The organism is bacterium (assembly GCA_035307765.1).
In the GTDB taxonomy this organism is placed as follows: Bacteria; Sysuimicrobiota; Sysuimicrobiia; order Sysuimicrobiales; family Segetimicrobiaceae; genus Segetimicrobium.
Map to the genome: position 1 here is coordinate 15,880 of DATGHU010000018.1, position 18,804 is coordinate 34,683.

The window sequence follows — 18,804 nt, forward strand, 5'->3', positions numbered from 1 at the left end:
CGCGTCTTGGCTCTGCGGGGTATCATTCAGTAGATCTGCTTTCTCAACTCCTCGGGTTTCAGCACAGTGACCATCCCCCGATGGCGGCGGACCCATCCCTGCCGGGCGAAGATCCCCAGGCACTTGTTGATGCTCTCCCGGGTACCGCCCACCAACTCTGCCAATTCCTCCTGGGTCAGCTTGGGGGCGCTGAGGCGTCCATCCGGGCCCTCGATCTTCGCCCCGGCGAATTGGAGGAGTACCTTGGCCAGCCGGGCGGGGATGTCCAGAAAGACGGCATCGTGCACCTGGTCAGTTGTCCGCCGCAGACGGCGGGCGAGAACAGACAGCAGGCTGGCGGTCGCGCGAGGGTGTTCCTCGAGAAACCGGAGCAGATGGTCCCGATCGAGCGCCCCGAGTTTGCAGTCCACTCTGGCCACCGCCGTGGCGGAGCGGGGCTCACCATCCAAGAGGCTGAGCTCGCCAAAGAACGCCCCCTGCCCGAGCAGCGCGAGGGTGGCTTCCTTCCCCCTCCCCGACATAACGGTCAGCTTTACCTCGCCCGTTTCGATGAGGTAGAGGGTCGTCCCCGGGTCGCCTTGGTGAAAGATGATGGACCCCTTGGGATAGCGACGAAGGCGGATGAACGTGGAGAGGGCGTCGAGTTCGCTCCGGGAAAACTCGGCAAAGAGAGGAACTTGTGCCAGAAGGCTTGGCATACTCCCCCCCTTGTCCGTTAGTATACACCCGGCGGGCGCGGGGCTGCGCCGCCGGACCTTTGCAAGGGAGCGCGGGCGACCGGCGTGCGGAAGCATCGGTAACGCGCGCTCCCGGCCCGAACACTCGGGGCCGGGAGCGGCGGTGGTGGCGTGGGATTCGAAGGCAGGACTAGGCGAGGTGAATCACGACCATCTTCAGCTCGGTCATCTCCTGCACCGCGTACTTCGGCCCCTCCTTGCCGAAGCCGCTGTCCTTGAGCCCGCCGTAGGGCATCAGGTCCGCCCGCCACTGCGGGCCCCAGTTGACGTGGAGGTTACCGGATTCGACCTGCTGCACGAACTTCATCGCCCAATCAATATTCTGCGTGAAGATCCCCGCAGACAGGCCGTAGTTCGTGTCGTTCGCCATCGCGATCGCTTCGTCGATGGTGCCGACGGGGGTGACCGCGACCGTCGGGCCGAACACCTCGCTCCTGGATACGCGCATCTCGGGCTTGACGTCCGCCAGCACCGTGGGCGCGTAAATCGCCCCGTGACGCTCTCCACCCGTGACGAGCTTGGCCCCCGATGCCACGGCCTCGCGCACCCATTCGTCGACCCGCTGCGCGTCCCGCTCGCGCACCATCGGTCCCATCTTCGTCTTCTCGTCGAGGGGATTCCCGGTCGCCAGCGCGGCCACTTTTGGCTTGAGCGCGTTCAGAAGGTCGTTGTAGATCGGTTTGAGTGGAAGGATCCGCTGCGCGCTGATGCAGACCTGGCCGGCGTTGCTGAACCCGGTCGCGGCCACCGCGGCCGCGACCTTCTCGATGTCGGCATCGGGCATCACGATCAGCGGCGAGTTACTGCCCAATTCCATCGTCACCTTTTTCAGACCGGCCACCTGGCAGATCCGCTCGCCGACATCTCGGCTCCCGGTGAACGTGATCTTGCGCACCCGCGGGTCCCGGCAGAGCGCCTCGCCGACCTCCCCGCCGCTCCCGGTGATGCACTGAATACCCTCGGGGGGCGTGCCGGCCTCGAGCATGATCTGGGTGAGCTTGAGCGCGCTGAGCGGCGTGTCGGTCGCGGGCTTCACGATCACGCTGTTGCCGGCGGCGAGCGCCGGGCCCACCTTGTGGCAGACCAGGTGGAGGGGGAAATTAAAGGGACTGATTCCCAGGACAACCCCGCACGGGACCCGGACGGTGAACCCGAACTTCTGCTGGGTGACCCCCGGTGCGCCGTCCAGCGCGATCGTCTCGCCGTATTGACGCTTCGCTTCCTCGGCCGACAGGGCGATGATCTCGGTGGCGCGCGAGACTTCGAACCGCGCCTCCCCGATGATCTTGCCTTCCTCAAGGGTAATCGTGCGCGCGAGATCCTCGGTGCGTTGGGCCATCAGGTCCGCGGCCTTCCGCAGGATCTGGTAGCGCTCGTATCCGGTCAGCCGCCGCATCGCGCGCGCGCCGCGGGTCGCGGTGGCCAGCGCCCGCTCGATGTCGTCCGCGTCGGCCTTGGGGACGGTGTCGACCTGGGAACCGTCGAACGGATTGGTCACGGCGATCGTTTTGGGCTTGTCGACCCATTCGGTCCCGACGTACATCTTCATAGGCGTCCCACCTCCATCTGAATCTCCCCCGAGCGTCGCGATCCCTCTGACGAGTCAGCCTACGGACTATCCCTAGCGTACTCTCTGGGACGGAGGAACTCCAGGAGAAATTCTCGCGCGAATCGGTCGCCGCGAAGGAACCTCTGTTCGAGTGTCGCCGGCAGGGCACGGCCGCTCCGCGCGTAAGTTATTTAGCCGATGGAAACCCAAAGGCGGGGCCGGCGCATCCGCCGGGCACGGGTGTCCAAGGAGGAGGCGTGGGAATGCGGGTTGCGGTGATGGGTGCCGGGGGAACGGGGGGGTTCTACGGAGGCCTCCTGGCGCGGGCGGGGGAGGACGTCACGTTCATCGCCAGGGGGGCGCACCTGGAAGCGATCCGCGCCAGCGGCCTCGTGGTGAAGTCCCGGCTCGCGGGCGATTTCACCGTCCGCGCCAGCGCCACGGACGACCCCAAGGACATCCCGCCGGTCGACCTTGTCCTGTTCTGCGTGAAGACGTACGACACCGAGTCCGCGGCGGCGCTGATTCGGCCGATCGTCGGTCCGGACACCGTGATCCTGTCCGTGCAAAATGGAATCGACAACGACGAGCGGATCACGCGGGTGGTCGGGCGAGGGACGGCGATCTCCGCCGCGGCCCAAGTCAACGCCCACGTCGAAGCGCCGGGCGTGGTTGGGCAGCCGGCCGGGCCGGGAAGGCTCATCTTCGGAGCCAACGCGGGGGGTCTTGGCGCGCGGGTCGAGCACCTCTTCCAGCGGTTTGTGAAGGCCGGGGTCGCCGCCGAACTCCAGCCCGACATCAACACCGTCCTGTGGAGCAAGTTCCTGTTCATCTGCGGGTTCAGCGGCGTGACCGCGCTGACCCGGCTGACGATTGGCCCGATTCTGGCGTGCGAGGAGACCCGCGAGCTGTTCCGGGGGGCGATGCTTGAGGTTGAGGCGCTGGCCCTGGCGTCGGGCGTCGCACTGCCCAAGGGCATCCCCGACCAATCGATCAAGTTTTCCGGCAACCTGGAGCCCTGGGCCAAAGGGTCGATGGCGCACGACCTGTCGCTGGGGCGGCGCATTGAGGTGGAGAGCCTGAACGGAACCGTGGTCAGGCTCGGGCGGGCCCGCAAGATGATCACCCCGATCAACTTCGCGATCTATGCGGCCCTCAAACCTTTCGTGGACGGGCCTCCCCCGGATCCCAGACCACAGGCGTGAGGGGGCCGGGCTAGTCCTCCCAGGCGCCGAGGAGGCGGCGCAGCACCAGCAGCTGCCCCAGATGGTACGCGTTGTGGTCCGCCACCAGCAGGAGCTCGTGCAGCAGGGTCGGCCCGTCGGGGTCGGCCGGCACCCTGGCCAGGAGATCCGTCGCGGGAGCCGCGGCCATCGCTTCGAGCGTCTTGAGGTCGGCCTCGAACCCCCGCACGCTCTTGGCCCAACTTCCTCTGGCCGGCGGTGCCGCGGCCGGCCAGTAGCCGCCGGGCCACGGCGGCGAAACGTGATCGGGATTTCGGATATATTCGAGGATGTCCCATTGGCAGATCCGCAGGTGCTCGAGTTGCTGCCACGGGCTGTAGGGGGCGCCCCGCGGCTTCTTCCCCTGCAGCCCCTCCGGCATCTTGGCGAACGCCTTCTTAAACCCGACGTGCGCGTGGCCGCCGCGCAGCAACCACACCACCTCTTCACGCAGCGCCGCCTGGCTCGCCATAGCGATCTCCCCTCCTCGCGGATCGAGTTGGCGTTCCTTGTTTAGGTGTGTGCCTCACGCCCGGCCCGCGATCCGGGACACCAGCGCCCGCTCCTCCTCGCCGAACCACGGAGGCCCGCCCGCCGCGGCGTTTTCTGTCATCCGCCCGGGCGAGGAGGTGGCGGGAATCGCCACGTGGCAGCGCGGGTCGCTGAGAACCCACTTCAGCAGGGCCTGGGCCCACGTCTCGACTCCGAAGGGCCGGAGGAGCCTCAGCTCCGCAGCGGTCGGCGGGTGGCGCATCAGCCCGCCCTCAGCGAACGGGCGCATGACCACGACCCCGAGCCCGAGATCGGCGGCCAGGGGGAGGATCTCGCGCTCCACCTCGCGCTGCAGGGGATTGTACGGCACCTGGATCGCGGCGACGCGCCCGGTCCGCATCACCTGGCCCAACTCACCGAACGCCGCGGCGTTCCAATGGGTGGCGCCGATCGCGGCAACCAGACCCTCGTCCCGCAGCCGTTCCAGCATCGAGAGGTGCTCGCGCCACAATACCAGATTGTGGACCTGGTACAGGTCGACGCGGTCCCCGAACAAGGCGAGCGCACGCTCGGCCTGGTTCCGCCCCTCCGCTGGCGTCTGCGCCCAGATCTTCGTCGCGATCAGCGCCGCGGCGCGGCGTCCCCGTAGGGCGCTTCCCAGCACCCGCTCAGCCTCCCCATACATCGGCGAGCTGTCGATAAAACCGGCGCCGACGGCAAGCGCTTCGTCGACGATGGCATGCGATCGCCGCTCGGGCTCCTCCCCGCGGACGTCGAACGTCCGCCACGTGCCCATGCCGACCGCCGGGACCCGCAGGCCCGTCTTCCCGAGCACCCGATGCTCCATCGACGGCACGGCCGCCATGTCTACCCCGTCCTACCCGGCCGCCCGCGGCGCGCCGGGACGGAAATGTGACCCCCTTCGCCCGAACGCGCCGCGGCGCGGACCTTGCCGGCGAGGTGACGGTGCGGGTCGATCCCGTGGGGGACCAGCCAGTGGTGGGCCCAGTGCTCCAAGTGCTTGACGGCATCCTCAAGCGACCTGCCCTTCTCCGTCAGCGTGTAGGTCACGTGGATGGGGGTGCCGGTTTCCACGCTCCTCTCGATGAGGCCCGCCTCTCCGAGCTCGCGGAGACGCTGGACGAGCGCGCGCGCGGAGATCGCCGGCACCGCGCGCTCCAGCTGCGAGAAGCGCAGCGGCCCCGCCAGCATCGCGCGCAGAACCGCCCCTGTCCAGCGGCGGCCGATGAGCTCGGCCGCGCGTTGGAAGTATGGACAAAATCCGTCGGCGGGTCTCATCGTCCGTCGGGAGTGTGCTTCCCCGCAAAGACCCGATCCACCCACGCTGCCAGGACGTCGAGAAAGGCCGGATCGATCGTGTGCGGGACCGGCGACTCGTGGTAGAGGACCTCGGCCCCCGCCCGCTCCAGGAGCTCGCGCGCCCTCCGGGCAAATTCGACCGAGATGATCGGGTCGTGGGCACCGTGGGCGATCGCCACCGGCGGGAGCGGGCGGCCGAAGTCGAGCTCGAAGCCCGCCACGGTGGGGATGAACCCGCTCAGGGCGACGACCGCGGCCGGCCGGGGCAGGCTCGCGCCGAGCCCGAGCGCGTAGCTCATGACCGCCCCTTGGGAGAACCCACCGACCACGGTGCGCTCGGGGGGAATTCCCGTCTCCTTGGCAAAGGCGTCGAGCCACGCGCTGACGCGGCGATACGTCGCGTGGAAGGTCTGCGGTTCGGGGTACCCGACCCGGCCGACCGCATACCAGTGCGCCCCCCCGGGTGGGAGGGCCAGCGGCCCGCGGAGCGTAACCCCCAGCAGGCGCCGCTTGGGGTCGAGCGCGTCGAGGAGAGGATAGAGGTCATTCTCATCGGCGCCGCGCCCGTGGATGAGCACGAGGGCTCCTTGGGGCTCCGATGCCGGAGGCCGAAGACGGTGCACCAGAGTGCGGTCCGTGGACGTGTTCACCGCGCCACCTCCTCGCCCTTCGATCCCGCCGGCCTCCGCAGGCTCGGCAGCGGCGTCAGGGTCCGCTCCAGCTCCGCACGCAGGTGCTCGAACTTCGGCGGCAGGGCGAGCGACTCGCCGAGGTGCTCGGATGGCTCGTCGGTCGCGAATCCGGGACCGATCGTCGCGATCTCGAACAGGACGCCGCTTGGTTCCCGAAAGTAGATCGAGCGGAAGTAGTACCGATCGATGATCGGGGTGGGCCGACTCCCCCCCCGCGTCACCTGCTCGCGCCAAGCCTGGTGGTCGTCCATCATTGAGGCCCAGGCGACGTGATGGACCGTGCCCGCCCCTCCGATTCCAGACGCGCCGGCGCGGTCGTACGCATAGATCGCCCCGCGCCGCTGCCCCCTCACCTCGTAGCCATCAACACCTTGGACAAAGCCGAGCGTCTGCTCGAGGAATCTGTGGCTCCGCTCCGGATCGCCCGCATAGGCGCGGACGCCGTCGAAACCCTGGAGCGCGAGGGGGGAGGGAATCTCCGGATGCCGGGCCATCAGCGGCGCATCCGCGGTTTCGGCGACACGGATCTCGAGCCCCAGGCCCTCCGGGTCCTCGAAGCTGAGGCCCCCCGCCGTCCGACCGACCGCGGTGCCCTCACGGCGGAGACGCTCCTCCCAGAAGGTCAGAGCTTCGGGCGATGCGACGCGCCAGACGATCCGGTGCACCATCCCCGCCCCGGTGCGGCCGCGTTCGGCGCCCGGGTACTCGAAAAAAGTGAGATCGGCGCCGGCGCTCCCTTTCTCGTCGGCATAGAAGAGGTGATAGACGGTCGGGTCGTCCTGGTTGACCGTCTTCTTCACCAGACGCAGTCCGAGCACGCGGGTGTAGAAGTCAACGTTCCTCGGCGCGTCGCCCGTGATCGCGGTGATGTGATGGATGCCTTCAAGCTTCATCCGCCTGCCTCCATTATGGGTTCGGACTAATAACCTAATACGGTTTAGTAACCTAATTTATTCCCCGGGAGAACCACCCCGCGCGGAGCACCGGGGGCAAGGAGCGATCCGTCGGCTCCAGTCCAAGCGTTTCTCCTCGAATCGCTTCGGACCTGGCGAGGCCGGGGGGACGGGTCCGCTCTCGGACACCTCGGGTGCCAAGCGTCCCGTCGGCTGTGGCCCCGCCTCGCAGGAGGTGGACGCGTGAGCGTTGAGGCAGGACTCGTTCCTCAGCCGAGCGAACTGGCTCGTGTGGAGTTGGAACTGCGTTCGTTCCATGTGCACACGGCGGATTGGGGCGACCACCTCGCGCTGATCGATGGGCATTTGCGGGTCCCTCGCGCCGCTCTCGTGACACTCGTGCTGCAGGACCCCCGCCTGGTGAGTGTCGATCCTGTCTGGGTGCGGGCGGGGGAGCACACCCGGGTCATCCACGTCCTCGACGCGGTGGAACCGTGCGTCAAGCCCGAACCGACGACGGCCTTTCCGGGCTTTCTCGGACCACCGGACGTGGCCGGCACCGGTCGCACCGACCGCCTCACCGGAATCGCCGTGCTGACGGCCGCCGACATCCCCGATCAGGCAGACAGTCAGGGGCCGAAGGAAGCCATCCTCGACATGTGGGGGCCCGGGGGGACCTACCACCCATTCTCGGGTTTGACCAACCTCGTCTTACAGTTCGCCTGTCACGAGAGGGTAAGCATCGCGGAAGCGGTCGCGGCCGGCCGCCTGGCCGCAATCCGCGTCGCGTCCTATCTAGCCGGCGCGGCACACACCGCGAACCCCGATCACGTCGAGCGGTTGGCGTTGGCGCCCCGAGCCCCGGATCTCCCGGGGGTCGTCTATGTCTGCCTGGCCATGCGCGAGGGCGAGGTGCACGGGACCTATCTGTACGGGAAGCTGGTGGAGAGCCTCCCGGCGCTGCTGCACCCGAACGAGGTGTTGGACGGGGCCGTGGTCAGCGGAGACTACTGGATCGCCTGCCATCGCGTCCCGACGTATTACTATCAGAACGATCCGGTGATCCGGGCGCTGTACGCACGGGACGGCCGGGAGATCGCCTTTCTGGGCGTGCTCGTCTGCCGCTGCCTGATCCCCGCGCAGGCCGAAAAGCATCGCCAGGCGGCTCAGACCGCAAAGGTGGCGCGGATGCTCGGCGCGGCCGGCGCGGTGGTGACGATGTCCAACGGCGGCCACGCCTACGCCGATCAGATGCTGATCTGCCAGCACCTCGAGCGGGCGGGGATCCGCACGGCAATCTCGGTGGACGAGTACGCCGACCGGGACGGTTCGGACTTTCCTCTGGTGACCGTCGTGCCGGAAGCTGTGGCCATCGTCAGCAACGGCAACCAGGAGCAGGTGGTGGATCTTCCGGCTGCCGAGCGGGTGATCGGCGGCCGCGACTTCCGCGCGGGCAACACGTACGAGGCCGCGTTCAGTCGTCGGCCGGACGAACCGCTTTCGGTGGCCCTACGCCAAGTCTACTGCGCAACGAGCCAGAGCGGCTTCGGACGCTTGCGCTGCGTAGCGTATTAAACGCAGCGGAACCCGCCGGCACGGTCCACCGGCGGTCGATGAGGGACAAGGGGGAACACGGATGCGCATCGTCCACTACCTCAACCAATTCTTCGCCGGACGGGGCGGCGAAAGCGAGGCCATCCTGCCGCCGGGGATGCTGCCCGGCCCTGTGGGACCGGGCCGGTTGCTGAAATCGCACCTGGACGGAGACGCGGAGATCGTCGCGACCCTCTACTGCGGTGACAACTACGCGACGGAGCGGGAGGCGGAAGCCGGCAAGAAGCTCGCCGAATTCCTGGCCGAGGCGAAGGCGGACGTCCTCGTGGCGGGTCCGGCGTTCTCCTCGGGTCGTTACGGGCTCGCGTGTGGCCTGGCCTGCAGGTTGGCCGCGACCCTCGGGATTCCGGCGGTCGCCGCCATGCATCCCGAGAACCCGGCCGTCGAGATCTACCACCGCGAGGTGCTGATCGTGCCGACCGCGGCCGACGCCGTCGGCATGGACGAGGCCCTCAGAGCCCTCGCCCGTTTCGCGGCCCGTTTGGGCAATGGCATCGAACTCGGACCCGCGGACAAGGAAGGCTACCTTCCCCGCACCCGCCGGAATGTCTTCGACGGGGACACCGGCGCCGAACGGATGGTGGCGATGTTGTGCGATCGTCTGGGGGGGCGGGCCTTTCAAACCGAGTTGCCGCTCCCGGCCATCGATCCCGTGCCCCCGGCTCCGCCCATACCTGATCTGAGGACGATCAAGTTGGCCGTCGTGACCACCGGGGGGGTCGTTCCCCCCGGCAACCCGGACCACCTTGAGTCGTGGCGGGCCAGCCGCTGGGCGAAGTACCCCCTGGACTCCGTCGAGAGTTTTACCTGCGTGCACGGCGGTTTCGACAATCGGTTCATCCGCGACGATCCCCGGCGCGTCGTGCCGGTCGACGCGCTGCGGGAATTGGAAGCGGAGGGGCGGATCGGCTCCCTCCACCCCGAACTCTTCGTGACCGTCGGCAACGTCGAACCGGTGGAGCGAGCGCGCCGCTTCGGACGCGAGATCGCCGCGGAACTACGCGCCGCCGAGGTGCAGGCGGTGGTGCTGACGGCGACCTGAGGGACCTGCAATCGTTGCGGGGCAACGATCGCAAAAGAGATAGAGCGAACCGGCATCCCCACGGTCGTCGTTTCGGCTTTGCCGGTCATTCCACTGGCCGCGGGGGTGTATCGAGTCGTGGCGGGCAAGGCGGTGCCGCACCTGATGGGTGATCCCCTGCTGTCCCGCGACGCCGAGCGCGCCTATCGCCGGTCGCTGACTGAGTTGGCGCTGACGGCCCTGACACGCAAGGTGGACGCCCCGACGTTGGTCGCCGCCGACGTGTGAACGGATAACACGCCGGGGTGGACGAGAGATCCGTAGCCGCTGTCGTCAGGTTCGGCACCAACGGTGTGTGATGAGGCGGGGGTCAAATAGCCGACGTTTTGTTGGCGGAGGGTGCTCTATTCTCTCGCTATTTGAACTCCTCAGAGTGCGGGTCACGTTGACCCTTCCCAAGTAGATTAGGGGCCGCCGGCGGACGCCGAAGTGTCCGAGCGCTCTACCCTGCTCCCATCATTCTAGCCTCCCGTTCGTCTGACACCACAAATAGAGGGTTCCTCCCCAACTACCAGTATAGGGACTGAAGATAATCTCGCATAACCTCGGACCTCAAGCGCAATCCTGACGACATGTCGGGCGTAAGGGGAAAGGATGTGGAGTCAACGTCGAGGAGGATACGCCAGGTCACAGAAGAGATTGTCCACACCAAGATCCGATATCTTAAGGAGCACACGGGACATGGCCCCGAAGGTATCGGACGTACGCAATAGACGACATGATCTCATCCGCTTGTTCAAAGTCCTGACGAAAGTGGAATACGAGCAAGCACAAACCCCTGAAGGCGAGAGGGCGATCAAAGAGAGCCGTGCGCGGATGACTCAGGACCTCCGGCCCTCCTTTGAACAGCTCTTCAAGGATTTAGGTGGGGGCGAACGTGGTCAGCATGCACACCGATGTCAGCACAAAGACGGGTGAGCGCCTCACCGTGTTCGTGTTCGACCGCAAGTTAACAGATCTGCCGGAGTAGCCGAACGATGCCCTGTGGACATTCTTTTTCACAATACACTTACGCTCGACCGCTAGCGCGCCTTTAGGCGGCTGGTATGCGGGGCAGCCGCGTCGTTGACCCTGACTGCTGCCCCACCTTACCAGCCGCATGCCGGGTGGGGCCACTCCCGTCTCCACCCGGGGCCACCGAGAGGTATGCTCAGAGACTTGTGAGTATCTCAAGCCTCCCCCTCCAGCCAAGATTCTGTTTATGCCCACTTTTTGAATAGTTAGACTGTCGAAGTTCGGACAATGTTCGGAGAAGACTCTTGCACGTCAAGACATACGGCTGGAGTTCGAAGTCGAGGCATCCCCGTCTTTTTGCTGGCGGAGGGGGAGGGATTTGAACCCCCGATGGCCTTGCGGCCATAGCGGTTTTCGAGACCGCCCGATTCAGCCAGGCTCTCGCACCCCTCCGCGCAGGCCATCCCCTATTCTACTTCCCGAGGAGTTTACTGCCTAGGACCGCTCGGTGAGGAGAGGGAGGCATCTCTGTAAGGCCCCCCTCCCGCTCCGCAGGAAGGAATGTGGCTCTCCCGCTGGAATTCCGCGATCACTGTACATCGTGTTTCGGGAAGGGCTTCGCGTGCGACGCGACGGCATCGGGCAATCGTGGTCTCGCCCCCCTGAATCTTCGAATCGGGTTGGGCACCTTCTCTCTTCTGAGTGGCTGGGCCGAAGTCACGCACTTTGCCGGGGGCGCGGTGTGCCGACGCCGCCCGCTGCGGAAATTCCACGGCCTGGAGATTTGTGATGGTAGCCATGCCCCTCCGGCAGGCCCCCGCACGGGGTAAGGCACGCGTCACCTACGGTATCAAACTGGATACGGTTGGATCGGCCGTTCTCCCCTCAGCGACCATGGGCCATTCCGAGCCCATGAACTATGCCTGACGCGTCGGCCCAACCGCTCCACGATTGGCAGAACTTCTACCTCCTAATCGGCGGAGCGTCTGCAACCCTGGTCGGTCTGATGTTTGTCGCGATCTCGGTTGGCGCCGGGCTGTTTGCCAAGCGAGCCACCCCGGGGCTCCGGGCGTTCGTCAGCCCAACGCTCATCCATTTCGTCTACGTCCTGGTAACCGCGTCGGTGGTTCTGATTCCGACCGTGACACAAATGGTGCTCGGCGGCCTGCTCGTGGTCGTCGGCCTGATCAGTTTCGGGGTTACGCTCAGCAGGTTGCCGTTCTTGCATCAGCAGTTCCGCAAGGAAGAGATCGATAAAACAGATTGGGTCTGGTATTTCGTCGTTCCTTCAGTCGGTTATCTCCTCTATGTCGGAACCGGCGTTGGACTGCTCAAGGACATCAAACAGGCTCTCGATGGACTGGCGTGGGCCAGCATCTTGCTTCTCGTGACCGGCATCCGAAACGCGTGGGACTTGGTCGTCTGGATGGTGCTGAGCAAAAACGACATCCCCACCGATCAACGTAGCGGGGAACCCCTCGGTCAAGGTGCCAGTGGAGCGACCCCCGAACGCCAAGTCGATCCGGCGGCTCAGGCCCCGAAGGAACCCAAAGAACGCCCCGCCAGCCGCGCACTCCCTCCGTCGCACCAAGCCGATGTCGCCCGTGCTCTCCAGGAGGCGGGGCTCAATCCCAGTACGTTCACTTGGGCGCTCCAACCTAATCGACACGCCCTGATCGGCCCGCTCATTTCCGCTTTGGTCCACACGCCGACCGGTTGTTTCTTCAGATTTGAGTTCGCCGACGATGCTCGCGGGGAAAATCGCGTTTCTGTGTTCGTCCCCGGCAAGGGGACACCCGAGGTCACGCAACGGGCGGGGTCCTGGGAAGAGCAACTGGGGCAAATTCGCACATGGCTGAATTCCCTGAGCAACGCCCGGAGGTAGGGACGCTTCGTTTCTCGCCACCCTGGAACGATGGTTCCGATGGCATGTCGGAGAAGAACCGAAGGACCCCTTCCGGTCGAGAACCCCGGCCAAGTGGAGCGGGAACCCAAGGCAAAAGACTCGCCGCGTGACCTTCCCACATCCGCGGGCCCAACCGAACAACACCGATGGGAGGACCTCCACCTGAGTGGGTACCCCCTGTCCGGCACGTTCCACCACCTTCATCCACGTGTCACTCTCCGCCCCATGGGAGGGCTGAGCGCAACGAGCCCGGGGAGGAGAGGGCAACGACGGCATAAAAGCGTACACAGTAACACTTTGGACTCGCCTGGGGCTAGGCATCATCGCGGTGCGAAGAGGGGGCAAGATGATGAAGCGCGGATTCGTACGACCGTCTCTGATCCTTGCACTCGCGTTCGTGGTCGGACTGACGCTGGTCGGCGTCCCCCGAGGGGGGCAGGCGGCAGCCCCGACATCGCTCAAGATCGCTGTGGGAATCGACGCGGACACGCTCGATCCCGAGGGACAGACCACCACCACCGTGGCGAACATGGTGGAATACATGTTCGACTCCCTGTTGTGGCCCAACGACGAACGATCGGGCGTTCAGCCGGGGCAGCCTCAGTACACGAAGCTCGTGCCGATGCTCGCCACCTCCTGGACGGTGAGCAAGGACGGGCTCACCTATTCGTTCAAGCTGCGGCAGGGGGTGAAATTCCACGACGGGACCGACTTCAACGCTGAGGCGTTGAAGTTCAACATCGAGCGGTGGGTGGACCCGGCCGTCCGCAACCCCAACCGATACTACTTCACCGACATCGACCTGACCAAAATCGAGATCCCGGACCCCTATTCGATCACCCTGCACCTCAAACAGCCCAGCCCGACACTGCTCGAGCGCCTGGCCGCCGGCCCCGGCGAGATCCTTTCGCCGACGGCGGTGAAGAAAATCGGGAACGACAAAATTCCGCTCGGACCGGTGGACGCCGGCACCGGGCCGTATCGGTTCAAGGAATGGGTTCACGGCGACCACATCACGCTGGTGAAGAACCCCAACTACTGGGGCAGAAAACCGACCTTCGACGAGGTCACGTTCCGGATCGTCCCGAACGCCGGCACCCGCGAGGCGATGCTGCGCGCCGGCGACGTCCAAATGGCGTTTGAACCCCCGGCCCCCGACGTCCCCAGCTTGCGCAAGGATGCGAACCTCACCGTGGTCCAAGGGCCGAGCGACCGGGATGTCTTCATTGGCCTCAACACTCAATGGGGACCGTTTAAGAACGTCAAGGTCCGCCAAGCGATGAACTACGCGGTGAACAAAAAGGCAATCATCCAGAGCATCCTGTTCGGCCTGGGGACGGTGCTTGAGTCGCCGACGACCCCATTCCTCTTCGGGTACTCGAAGGTCGAAGCGGGCGGGTGGCCGTTCAACCCGGTAAAGGCCAAGCAGCTCTTCGCCGAAGCGGGCTTTCCCAACGGGTTCGCGACAACGTTCTTCACCCCCACCGGCCGGTACATCCAAGATTACCAGGTCGCGCAAGGCGTGGCGGCTCAATTGGCCAACGTCGGCATCAAGGCGACCATCACCACCACCGATTGGCCGACGTACGTTCAGACGATCCTGACCCCCCTCGACCGCACGCCGTTGCAGATGTTCGTCTTGGGGTGGGCCACGCAGTACCTCGACGCCGACGGTGAGTTGTTCGGGCAGTTCTACTCCGCGCAGTGGCCGCCCAAGGGGCTGGCGCCGATGTTCTACAAGGACCCCAAAGTGGACGAGCTCTTGCTGTCGGGGCAGACGACCGTCGATCCGAAGAAGCGGGAGTCGGACTACAAAGTGGCGCAGGAGATGATCTGGAACGACGCCCCGTGGATCTTCCTGTGGAGCCAGGACTTCTACGTGGTGACGAGCAGCCACCTCCAAGGCGTGACCACCACGCCGAACGAGAAGTGGGCGGCGATCTACGCGACCTGGAAGTAGCGAGCCCCTCCGAGCGAGCGACGGGGCGGCGGGAACAGTTCCCCGCCGCCCCGCACCATCCGTAAAGCCGTGCTGACACCCGGTCCCGAACCCATGTCCCCCGCCCCGCCGGTGGAGCTCACGGGCCCGGCACTCGCGTTCGACGAAGTCAGCCGCCACTTCACCGTCCCAGGAGGGACGATGTATCCCGCCCTGGAGCGGGTTTCCTTCACCGTCACGCGCGGAGAGTTTCTCGCGATCGTCGGGCCGACCGGATGCGGCAAGTCCACCATCCTGAACCTGGCAGCTGGGCTGCTCCGCCCGACGAGTGGACGGGTGTTGAGCTTCGGCGCACCGCTCCTGCGGATCAACCGGCACGCCGCGTACCTCTTTCAGCAGGACGTCCTGCTCCCGTGGAAAACCGCGCTGGAAAACGTGATGCTCGGCCCCCTCCTCCACCGCTGGCCGCGGCGACGCGCGGCCGATGAAGCCCGGCGGTGGCTCGTCCGCGTGGGGCTCGGGGGGTTCGAGTCCCGCTACCCGCACCAACTCTCCGGCGGGATGCGCAAGCGGGTGGCGCTCGCGCAGAGTCTGATCGTCGGGCCCTCGATCCTCCTGATGGACGAACCGTTCAGCGCGCTCGACGTCCACACCCGTGAACTGATGGAGAACGACCTGCTGGCCCTGTGGCAGGAAGAACGGAAGACGATCGTCTTCGTCACCCACGACCTGGAAGAGGCGATCGCCCTCAGCGACCGGGTGCTGGTCCTCGCCGCCGGGCCGGGGTCGGGGGTCATCGGGGCGCACCCGGTCGCGCTCCCCCGCCCGCGGGACGTGACCGAGGTGCGCCTGCACCACGACTTCCGCGAAATCTACCGGACGATTTGGGGGCAGCTCCGCGGGGAGGTCCTCCGGGCCTACGCCGCCCAAGGCCGATCGCCCGCCGCGGAGGAGGAGGCGTGATCTCCCGCCGCTTCCGGCTGCTGCCGTATCAGCTCGGCCTTCTGGTGGGGTTGGTCCTGACGTGGCAGGTCACCACCCGAAAGGGGGGGTGGGTGGATCCGTTCTTCTTCAGCCGCCCGTCGGAGATCGCCGCGCGGGTGACGCAGTGGTTCGCGACCGGGTCGATCTACCGGCATCTCTGGACCACCGCCCTGGAAACCGTGCTGGCCTTCCTCGTCGGCGCCGGGCTCGGGGTGGCCTTCGGCTTCGTGCTCGCCCGCAACCGTGCGCTGGCGGGAGTCTTTGACCCGTACCTGAAGATCGCCAACGCCATGCCGCGGGTGGTGCTGGCGCCGATCTTCACCCTGTGGTTCGGGCTCGGGGTGCTGTCGAAAGTGGCCTTTGGCGTGACCTTGGTCTTCTTCATCGTCTTCTTCAACACGTACCAGGGCATCCGGGAGGTTGATGCCAACCTCCTAAACAACACCCGGATGCTCGGCGCGACGGAGCGGGACCTGACCCGGCACGTCCTGCTGCCCTCCGCGCTGGTGTGGATCCTCAGCAGCCTGCACACCAGCGTGGGCCTGGCACTGGTGGGGGCGGTCGTCGGCGAGTACCTCGGCTCGGGGCGCGGGCTCGGCTACGTCATCTCGCAGGCCGAGGGGACGTTCGATACGACCGGGGTGTTCGCGGGAATGACCGTCCTCGCCGTGTTCACCGTCGTCGTGGATCTCATGGTCACCTGGGTGGAGCGGCGGTTGCTGGCCTGGAAGCCGGGGACCGTCACCGCGGAGCGGGCCTAGCCGGGGGAGGACGCCCGGGCGAACGCGGGCGGGTTACGCCAGGTGGGCTCGCTTGGCGACGGCGAGGATTGTGTCGAGCATGGGGCGGAGTGGGGCACGCACCCTAGACGCCGCGGCGGCACAGGCGGCCCCGATCAGGATCCCGGCCGCGACGTCCGACGGGTAGTGCACTCCCACGACCACCCGCGCCGCCCCGATTAGTGCCGCCCCCAGCAGCCCGAGCATGCCCCAGCCGCCCTGCCCGCCCAAAAGGAGCATGACCGAGACCGCACCCGCCACGGCGGTGTGATCGCTCGGGAACGACGCGTCGCGCGGAGGTGAGGGGACGAGCACATGGGCGGGGAGCACGAGAAATGGCCGCGGTCGAGGAAAGGCGGCGTTCACCACCAGGTTGACGCCCACGGCCAGGACCGCCGCCAGCAGGGCGAGCAGGAGCGTCCCGCGCCGCTCGTCGGCGTTCCGGCCGCCCCGCCACAGCCATACCCCAATCGCTGCGTAGAGCGCGAGTCCGAACCGGGCCACCAAGACCGCACCCGGGCCGACGCCCGGGATGCTCGCCGGAAGCGCGTTGAGGAAGGCAAATCCCATTTGATCCATGAGCCTGGGAGGGACTATCTTCGATTCGGAGCGGGGCCTCCTCCTCCACCGCGCCTGGAAGGAGGCCCGCCGCCTCCGCCCGTATCTTTCCGGGGATGGGGACCTGCTGCCCGCGTGACGGAATCCGGAGGTGCAGGATGCGCAGAGAACTCGCCTTGATCGGAACGATCGGCGTGCTGCTTCTGGCCCTGGCCGGGAGCGGCAGCGCCCAGGTGGAAACCCCGAAGCTCACGGTGGCCGTCGGGGGACAGCCCCTGTACATCTATCTGCCGCTGACCCTGGCGCTACAGTTAGGGTACTTCAAAGAAGCGGGTGTGGATGTTGACATCGTGGATGTGGCCGGCGGCGCGAAGGCGCTCGAGGCGCTGCTGGGCGGCAGCGCGAGTGCCACCTGTGGATTTGTCGATCACACCATCGAGATGCAGGCCCAGGGGAAGAACATCAAGATGTTCGTTCTTTATGATCGGTACCCGGGCCTCGTCCTCGGCGTGACGAAAGCGGGCCAGACGAGAGGCATCAAGAGCATCGCCGACCTCAAGGGGGCCAAGATCGGGGTGACGGCTCCGGGGAGCAGTACCCAGTTCTTCGCGGAATATCTGCTGGCAAAGTACGGGATCCCGGTGGACCAGGAATCCTACATCGGGATCGGCACCGCCACAACCGCGGTGGCGGCGGCGCGGCGCGGGGTGGTTGACGCGCTCGTCAACGTCGATCCGACGATGACGATCCTGACTCAAAGCGGCGACGCGCTGATCCTGGCGGATACGCGGACCACCCTCGGCACCCTCAGGGTCTTCGGGGGGCCCTACCCCGCCGGCGGGCTGTACGCCAGCCCGACCTTCATCGAGCGGAACCCCAAAACGATCGAGGCGCTCACCGTCGCGTCGGTCAAAGCGCTCCACTGGATCAAGACGCACACGTCCGAGCAGATCGCCGATGAGATGCCCGCGCAATTCTACCAGTCGGAGAAAGCCCTCTACGTCGCCTCCCTCAAGGAAAACCTGGAGATGTTCTCCCCGGACGGCCGGATCCCGCTGGTCGGCCTGCAGACGATCGTCAAAGTGCTGTCGAAATTTGACAAGGTGTGGTGGCCAACGCCGGCAAGATCAATCCCCCCGACGCGTTCACGAACGCATTCGTGGACGAGGCCCACAAGATGCTGAAGTTCTAACGCCGCCGTCGATGCCAGGGCCGGCGCGCGAGCGCCTCGCCGAAATGGCCCGGCAGGCCGGCACCGAGCTGCCGCTGGCCGAGGGAGCGCTCCTCATCGCCGCAGAGGAGTATCCCTCGCTCGATGCGGCGCGCTACCTCGCGCTCCTGGACGCGCTGGCTCAGGAGGTCCGCGGGCTGGTGAGCCCCGGGGGCGATTCGGCGACCCGGATCCGGGGACTCTGCGAAGGGCTGTTCAAAAACCTTGGGTTCCGCGGCAACGCCGAAGAGTACGACGACCCCCGGAACAGCTTCCTCAACGACGTGCTGGACCGCCGGCTCGGCATCCCCATCTCGCTCGCGGTCGTCACCCTCGAGGTCGGCTGGCGCCTCCGCCTTCCGCTCTACGGCGTCGGCATGCCCGGACACTTTCTCGTCGGGTGCGAGGCCCCCGGCGAGCCGCTGTATGTCGATGCGTTTCACGGAACGATGCTGACGGCATCGGGGTGCGAGCACCTCTTCCGCCGGATGATGGCAGGAGGCCATTCCTTCCGCGAGGAGTACCTGACCCCCACCCCGGCACGGTACATCCTGGTCCGGATGCTGCGGAATTTGAAGGGGATCTACCTGCAGCGGGAAGATTTGGACCGGGCCGCCGCCGCGATCGAGCGGATCTTGCTCCTCGCCCCGGATCTTGGGGGGGACGTCCGAGACCTTGGGTTGATCCACTACCGGCAGGGGATGCTCGTGGAGGCGCGGGAGCTCCTCGAGCGCTATCTTCGGTCCGCGCCCGGGGACGCCGCGGACCGGAGGACTACGGAAGGATACCTGGCTCAGATTCGCGGGTTGCTTGGCCGCCTCAACTAACCGCCCGTGCCCCGGGGACCCTCGGTCGGCCCCGAACGTTCCCCCG

At 66.4% G+C, this 18,804-nt stretch carries 18 protein-coding genes and 1 tRNA gene; 10 read left to right on the forward strand and 9 right to left on the reverse strand.

Annotated elements, in window-relative coordinates:
* Window positions 1-26: 26 nt before the first annotated feature.
* Both VKV57_06165 and VKV57_06170 read right to left on the reverse strand, forming a co-directional pair.
* A complete protein-coding gene (locus VKV57_06165) occupies window positions 27-698 on the reverse strand; it encodes a Crp/Fnr family transcriptional regulator (protein ID HLW59498.1) in 672 nt (223 codons plus the stop codon).
* A gap of 169 nt (window positions 699-867) precedes the next feature.
* Complete coding sequence (locus tag VKV57_06170) at window positions 868-2,286, reverse strand: aldehyde dehydrogenase family protein (GenBank protein HLW59499.1); 1,419 nt, start codon at window positions 2,284-2,286, stop codon at window positions 868-870.
* A 263-nt stretch (window positions 2,287-2,549) separates the two neighbouring features.
* On the opposite strand from VKV57_06170, the gene VKV57_06175 reads away from it, so the two are divergent.
* The gene (locus tag VKV57_06175) at window positions 2,550-3,491 is read left to right on the forward strand and encodes a 2-dehydropantoate 2-reductase (protein HLW59500.1); all 942 of its coding nucleotides are present in this window, start codon (window positions 2,550-2,552) and stop codon (window positions 3,489-3,491) included.
* Between the two features lie 10 nt (window positions 3,492-3,501).
* On the opposite strand, the gene VKV57_06180 is transcribed toward VKV57_06175, so the two are convergent.
* The 5 genes from VKV57_06180 to VKV57_06200 are packed head-to-tail and all read right to left on the reverse strand — an operon-like array spanning window position 3,502 to window position 6,906.
* Entirely contained in the window at window positions 3,502-3,981 is a 480-nt protein-coding gene (locus VKV57_06180) for a DinB family protein (protein ID HLW59501.1), read from the reverse strand.
* Between the two features lie 54 nt (window positions 3,982-4,035).
* Window positions 4,036-4,866, reverse strand: coding sequence for an aldo/keto reductase (locus VKV57_06185; protein HLW59502.1), 831 nt, complete (start codon window positions 4,864-4,866; stop codon window positions 4,036-4,038).
* Between the two features lie 2 nt (window positions 4,867-4,868).
* Entirely contained in the window at window positions 4,869-5,300 is a 432-nt protein-coding gene (locus VKV57_06190; GenBank protein HLW59503.1) for a helix-turn-helix domain-containing protein, read from the reverse strand.
* Window positions 5,297-5,971 (reverse strand): phospholipase, encoded by a 675-nt coding sequence (locus VKV57_06195; protein ID HLW59504.1) that lies wholly within the window; start codon window positions 5,969-5,971, stop codon window positions 5,297-5,299. The genes VKV57_06190 and VKV57_06195 overlap by 4 nt, the downstream gene beginning before the upstream one ends.
* A complete protein-coding gene (locus tag VKV57_06200) occupies window positions 5,968-6,906 on the reverse strand; it encodes a VOC family protein (GenBank protein HLW59505.1) in 939 nt (312 codons plus the stop codon). Before VKV57_06200 ends, VKV57_06195 begins: the two co-directional genes overlap by 4 nt.
* 243 nt (window positions 6,907-7,149) lie before the next feature.
* On the opposite strand from VKV57_06200, the gene VKV57_06205 reads away from it, so the two are divergent.
* The 3 genes from VKV57_06205 (at window position 7,150) to VKV57_06215 (ending at window position 10,571) form a co-directional block, all read left to right on the forward strand.
* Window positions 7,150-8,481, forward strand: coding sequence for a glycine/sarcosine/betaine reductase component B subunit (locus VKV57_06205; GenBank protein ID HLW59506.1), 1,332 nt, complete (start codon window positions 7,150-7,152; stop codon window positions 8,479-8,481).
* Between the two features lie 61 nt (window positions 8,482-8,542).
* Window positions 8,543-9,829: a glycine/betaine/sarcosine/D-proline family reductase selenoprotein B gene (locus VKV57_06210; GenBank protein ID HLW59507.1), complete on the forward strand. Its 1,287-nt coding sequence runs from the start codon at window positions 8,543-8,545 to the stop codon at window positions 9,827-9,829.
* 637 nt (window positions 9,830-10,466) lie between these two features.
* Window positions 10,467-10,571 carry a Na-translocating system protein MpsC family protein gene (locus tag VKV57_06215; protein HLW59508.1) on the forward strand — a complete coding sequence of 35 codons (105 nt, stop codon included), beginning with the start codon at window positions 10,467-10,469 and terminating at the stop codon, window positions 10,569-10,571.
* Window positions 10,572-10,916: 345 nt separating this feature from the next.
* On the opposite strand, the gene VKV57_06220 is transcribed toward VKV57_06215, so the two are convergent.
* Window positions 10,917-11,008 (reverse strand) — tRNA-Ser (locus VKV57_06220).
* A gap of 553 nt (window positions 11,009-11,561) precedes the next feature.
* Between VKV57_06220 and VKV57_06225 the strand changes: the two genes are divergently transcribed.
* From VKV57_06225 to VKV57_06240, 4 genes are all read left to right on the forward strand, one after another.
* On the forward strand, window positions 11,562-12,440 hold the full coding sequence (locus VKV57_06225; GenBank protein ID HLW59509.1) for a hypothetical protein: 879 nt from the start codon (window positions 11,562-11,564) through the stop codon (window positions 12,438-12,440).
* 370 nt (window positions 12,441-12,810) lie between these two features.
* Complete coding sequence (locus VKV57_06230) at window positions 12,811-14,421, forward strand: ABC transporter substrate-binding protein (GenBank protein ID HLW59510.1); 1,611 nt, start codon at window positions 12,811-12,813, stop codon at window positions 14,419-14,421.
* A 180-nt stretch (window positions 14,422-14,601) separates the two neighbouring features.
* Window positions 14,602-15,363, forward strand: a complete 762-nt coding sequence (locus VKV57_06235) for an ABC transporter ATP-binding protein (GenBank protein ID HLW59511.1) — start codon at window positions 14,602-14,604, stop codon at window positions 15,361-15,363.
* Window positions 15,360-16,145 (forward strand): ABC transporter permease, encoded by a 786-nt coding sequence (locus VKV57_06240; GenBank protein HLW59512.1) that lies wholly within the window; start codon window positions 15,360-15,362, stop codon window positions 16,143-16,145. Before VKV57_06235 ends, VKV57_06240 begins: the two co-directional genes overlap by 4 nt.
* A 33-nt stretch (window positions 16,146-16,178) precedes the next feature.
* Here VKV57_06240 and VKV57_06245 read toward each other — a convergent pair whose 3' ends face one another.
* Window positions 16,179-16,733: a phosphatase PAP2 family protein gene (locus VKV57_06245; GenBank protein ID HLW59513.1), complete on the reverse strand. Its 555-nt coding sequence runs from the start codon at window positions 16,731-16,733 to the stop codon at window positions 16,179-16,181.
* A gap of 146 nt (window positions 16,734-16,879) precedes the next feature.
* Here VKV57_06245 and VKV57_06250 point away from each other — a divergent pair, with 146 nt between their 5' ends.
* Together VKV57_06250 and VKV57_06255 are read left to right on the forward strand one after the other, a co-directional pair.
* Window positions 16,880-17,905 carry an ABC transporter substrate-binding protein gene (locus tag VKV57_06250; GenBank protein ID HLW59514.1) on the forward strand — a complete coding sequence of 342 codons (1,026 nt, stop codon included), beginning with the start codon at window positions 16,880-16,882 and terminating at the stop codon, window positions 17,903-17,905.
* A 19-nt stretch (window positions 17,906-17,924) separates the two neighbouring features.
* Window positions 17,925-18,758 (forward strand): tetratricopeptide repeat protein, encoded by an 834-nt coding sequence (locus VKV57_06255; GenBank protein ID HLW59515.1) that lies wholly within the window; start codon window positions 17,925-17,927, stop codon window positions 18,756-18,758.
* The last annotated feature ends 46 nt before the right edge of the window (window positions 18,759-18,804 follow it).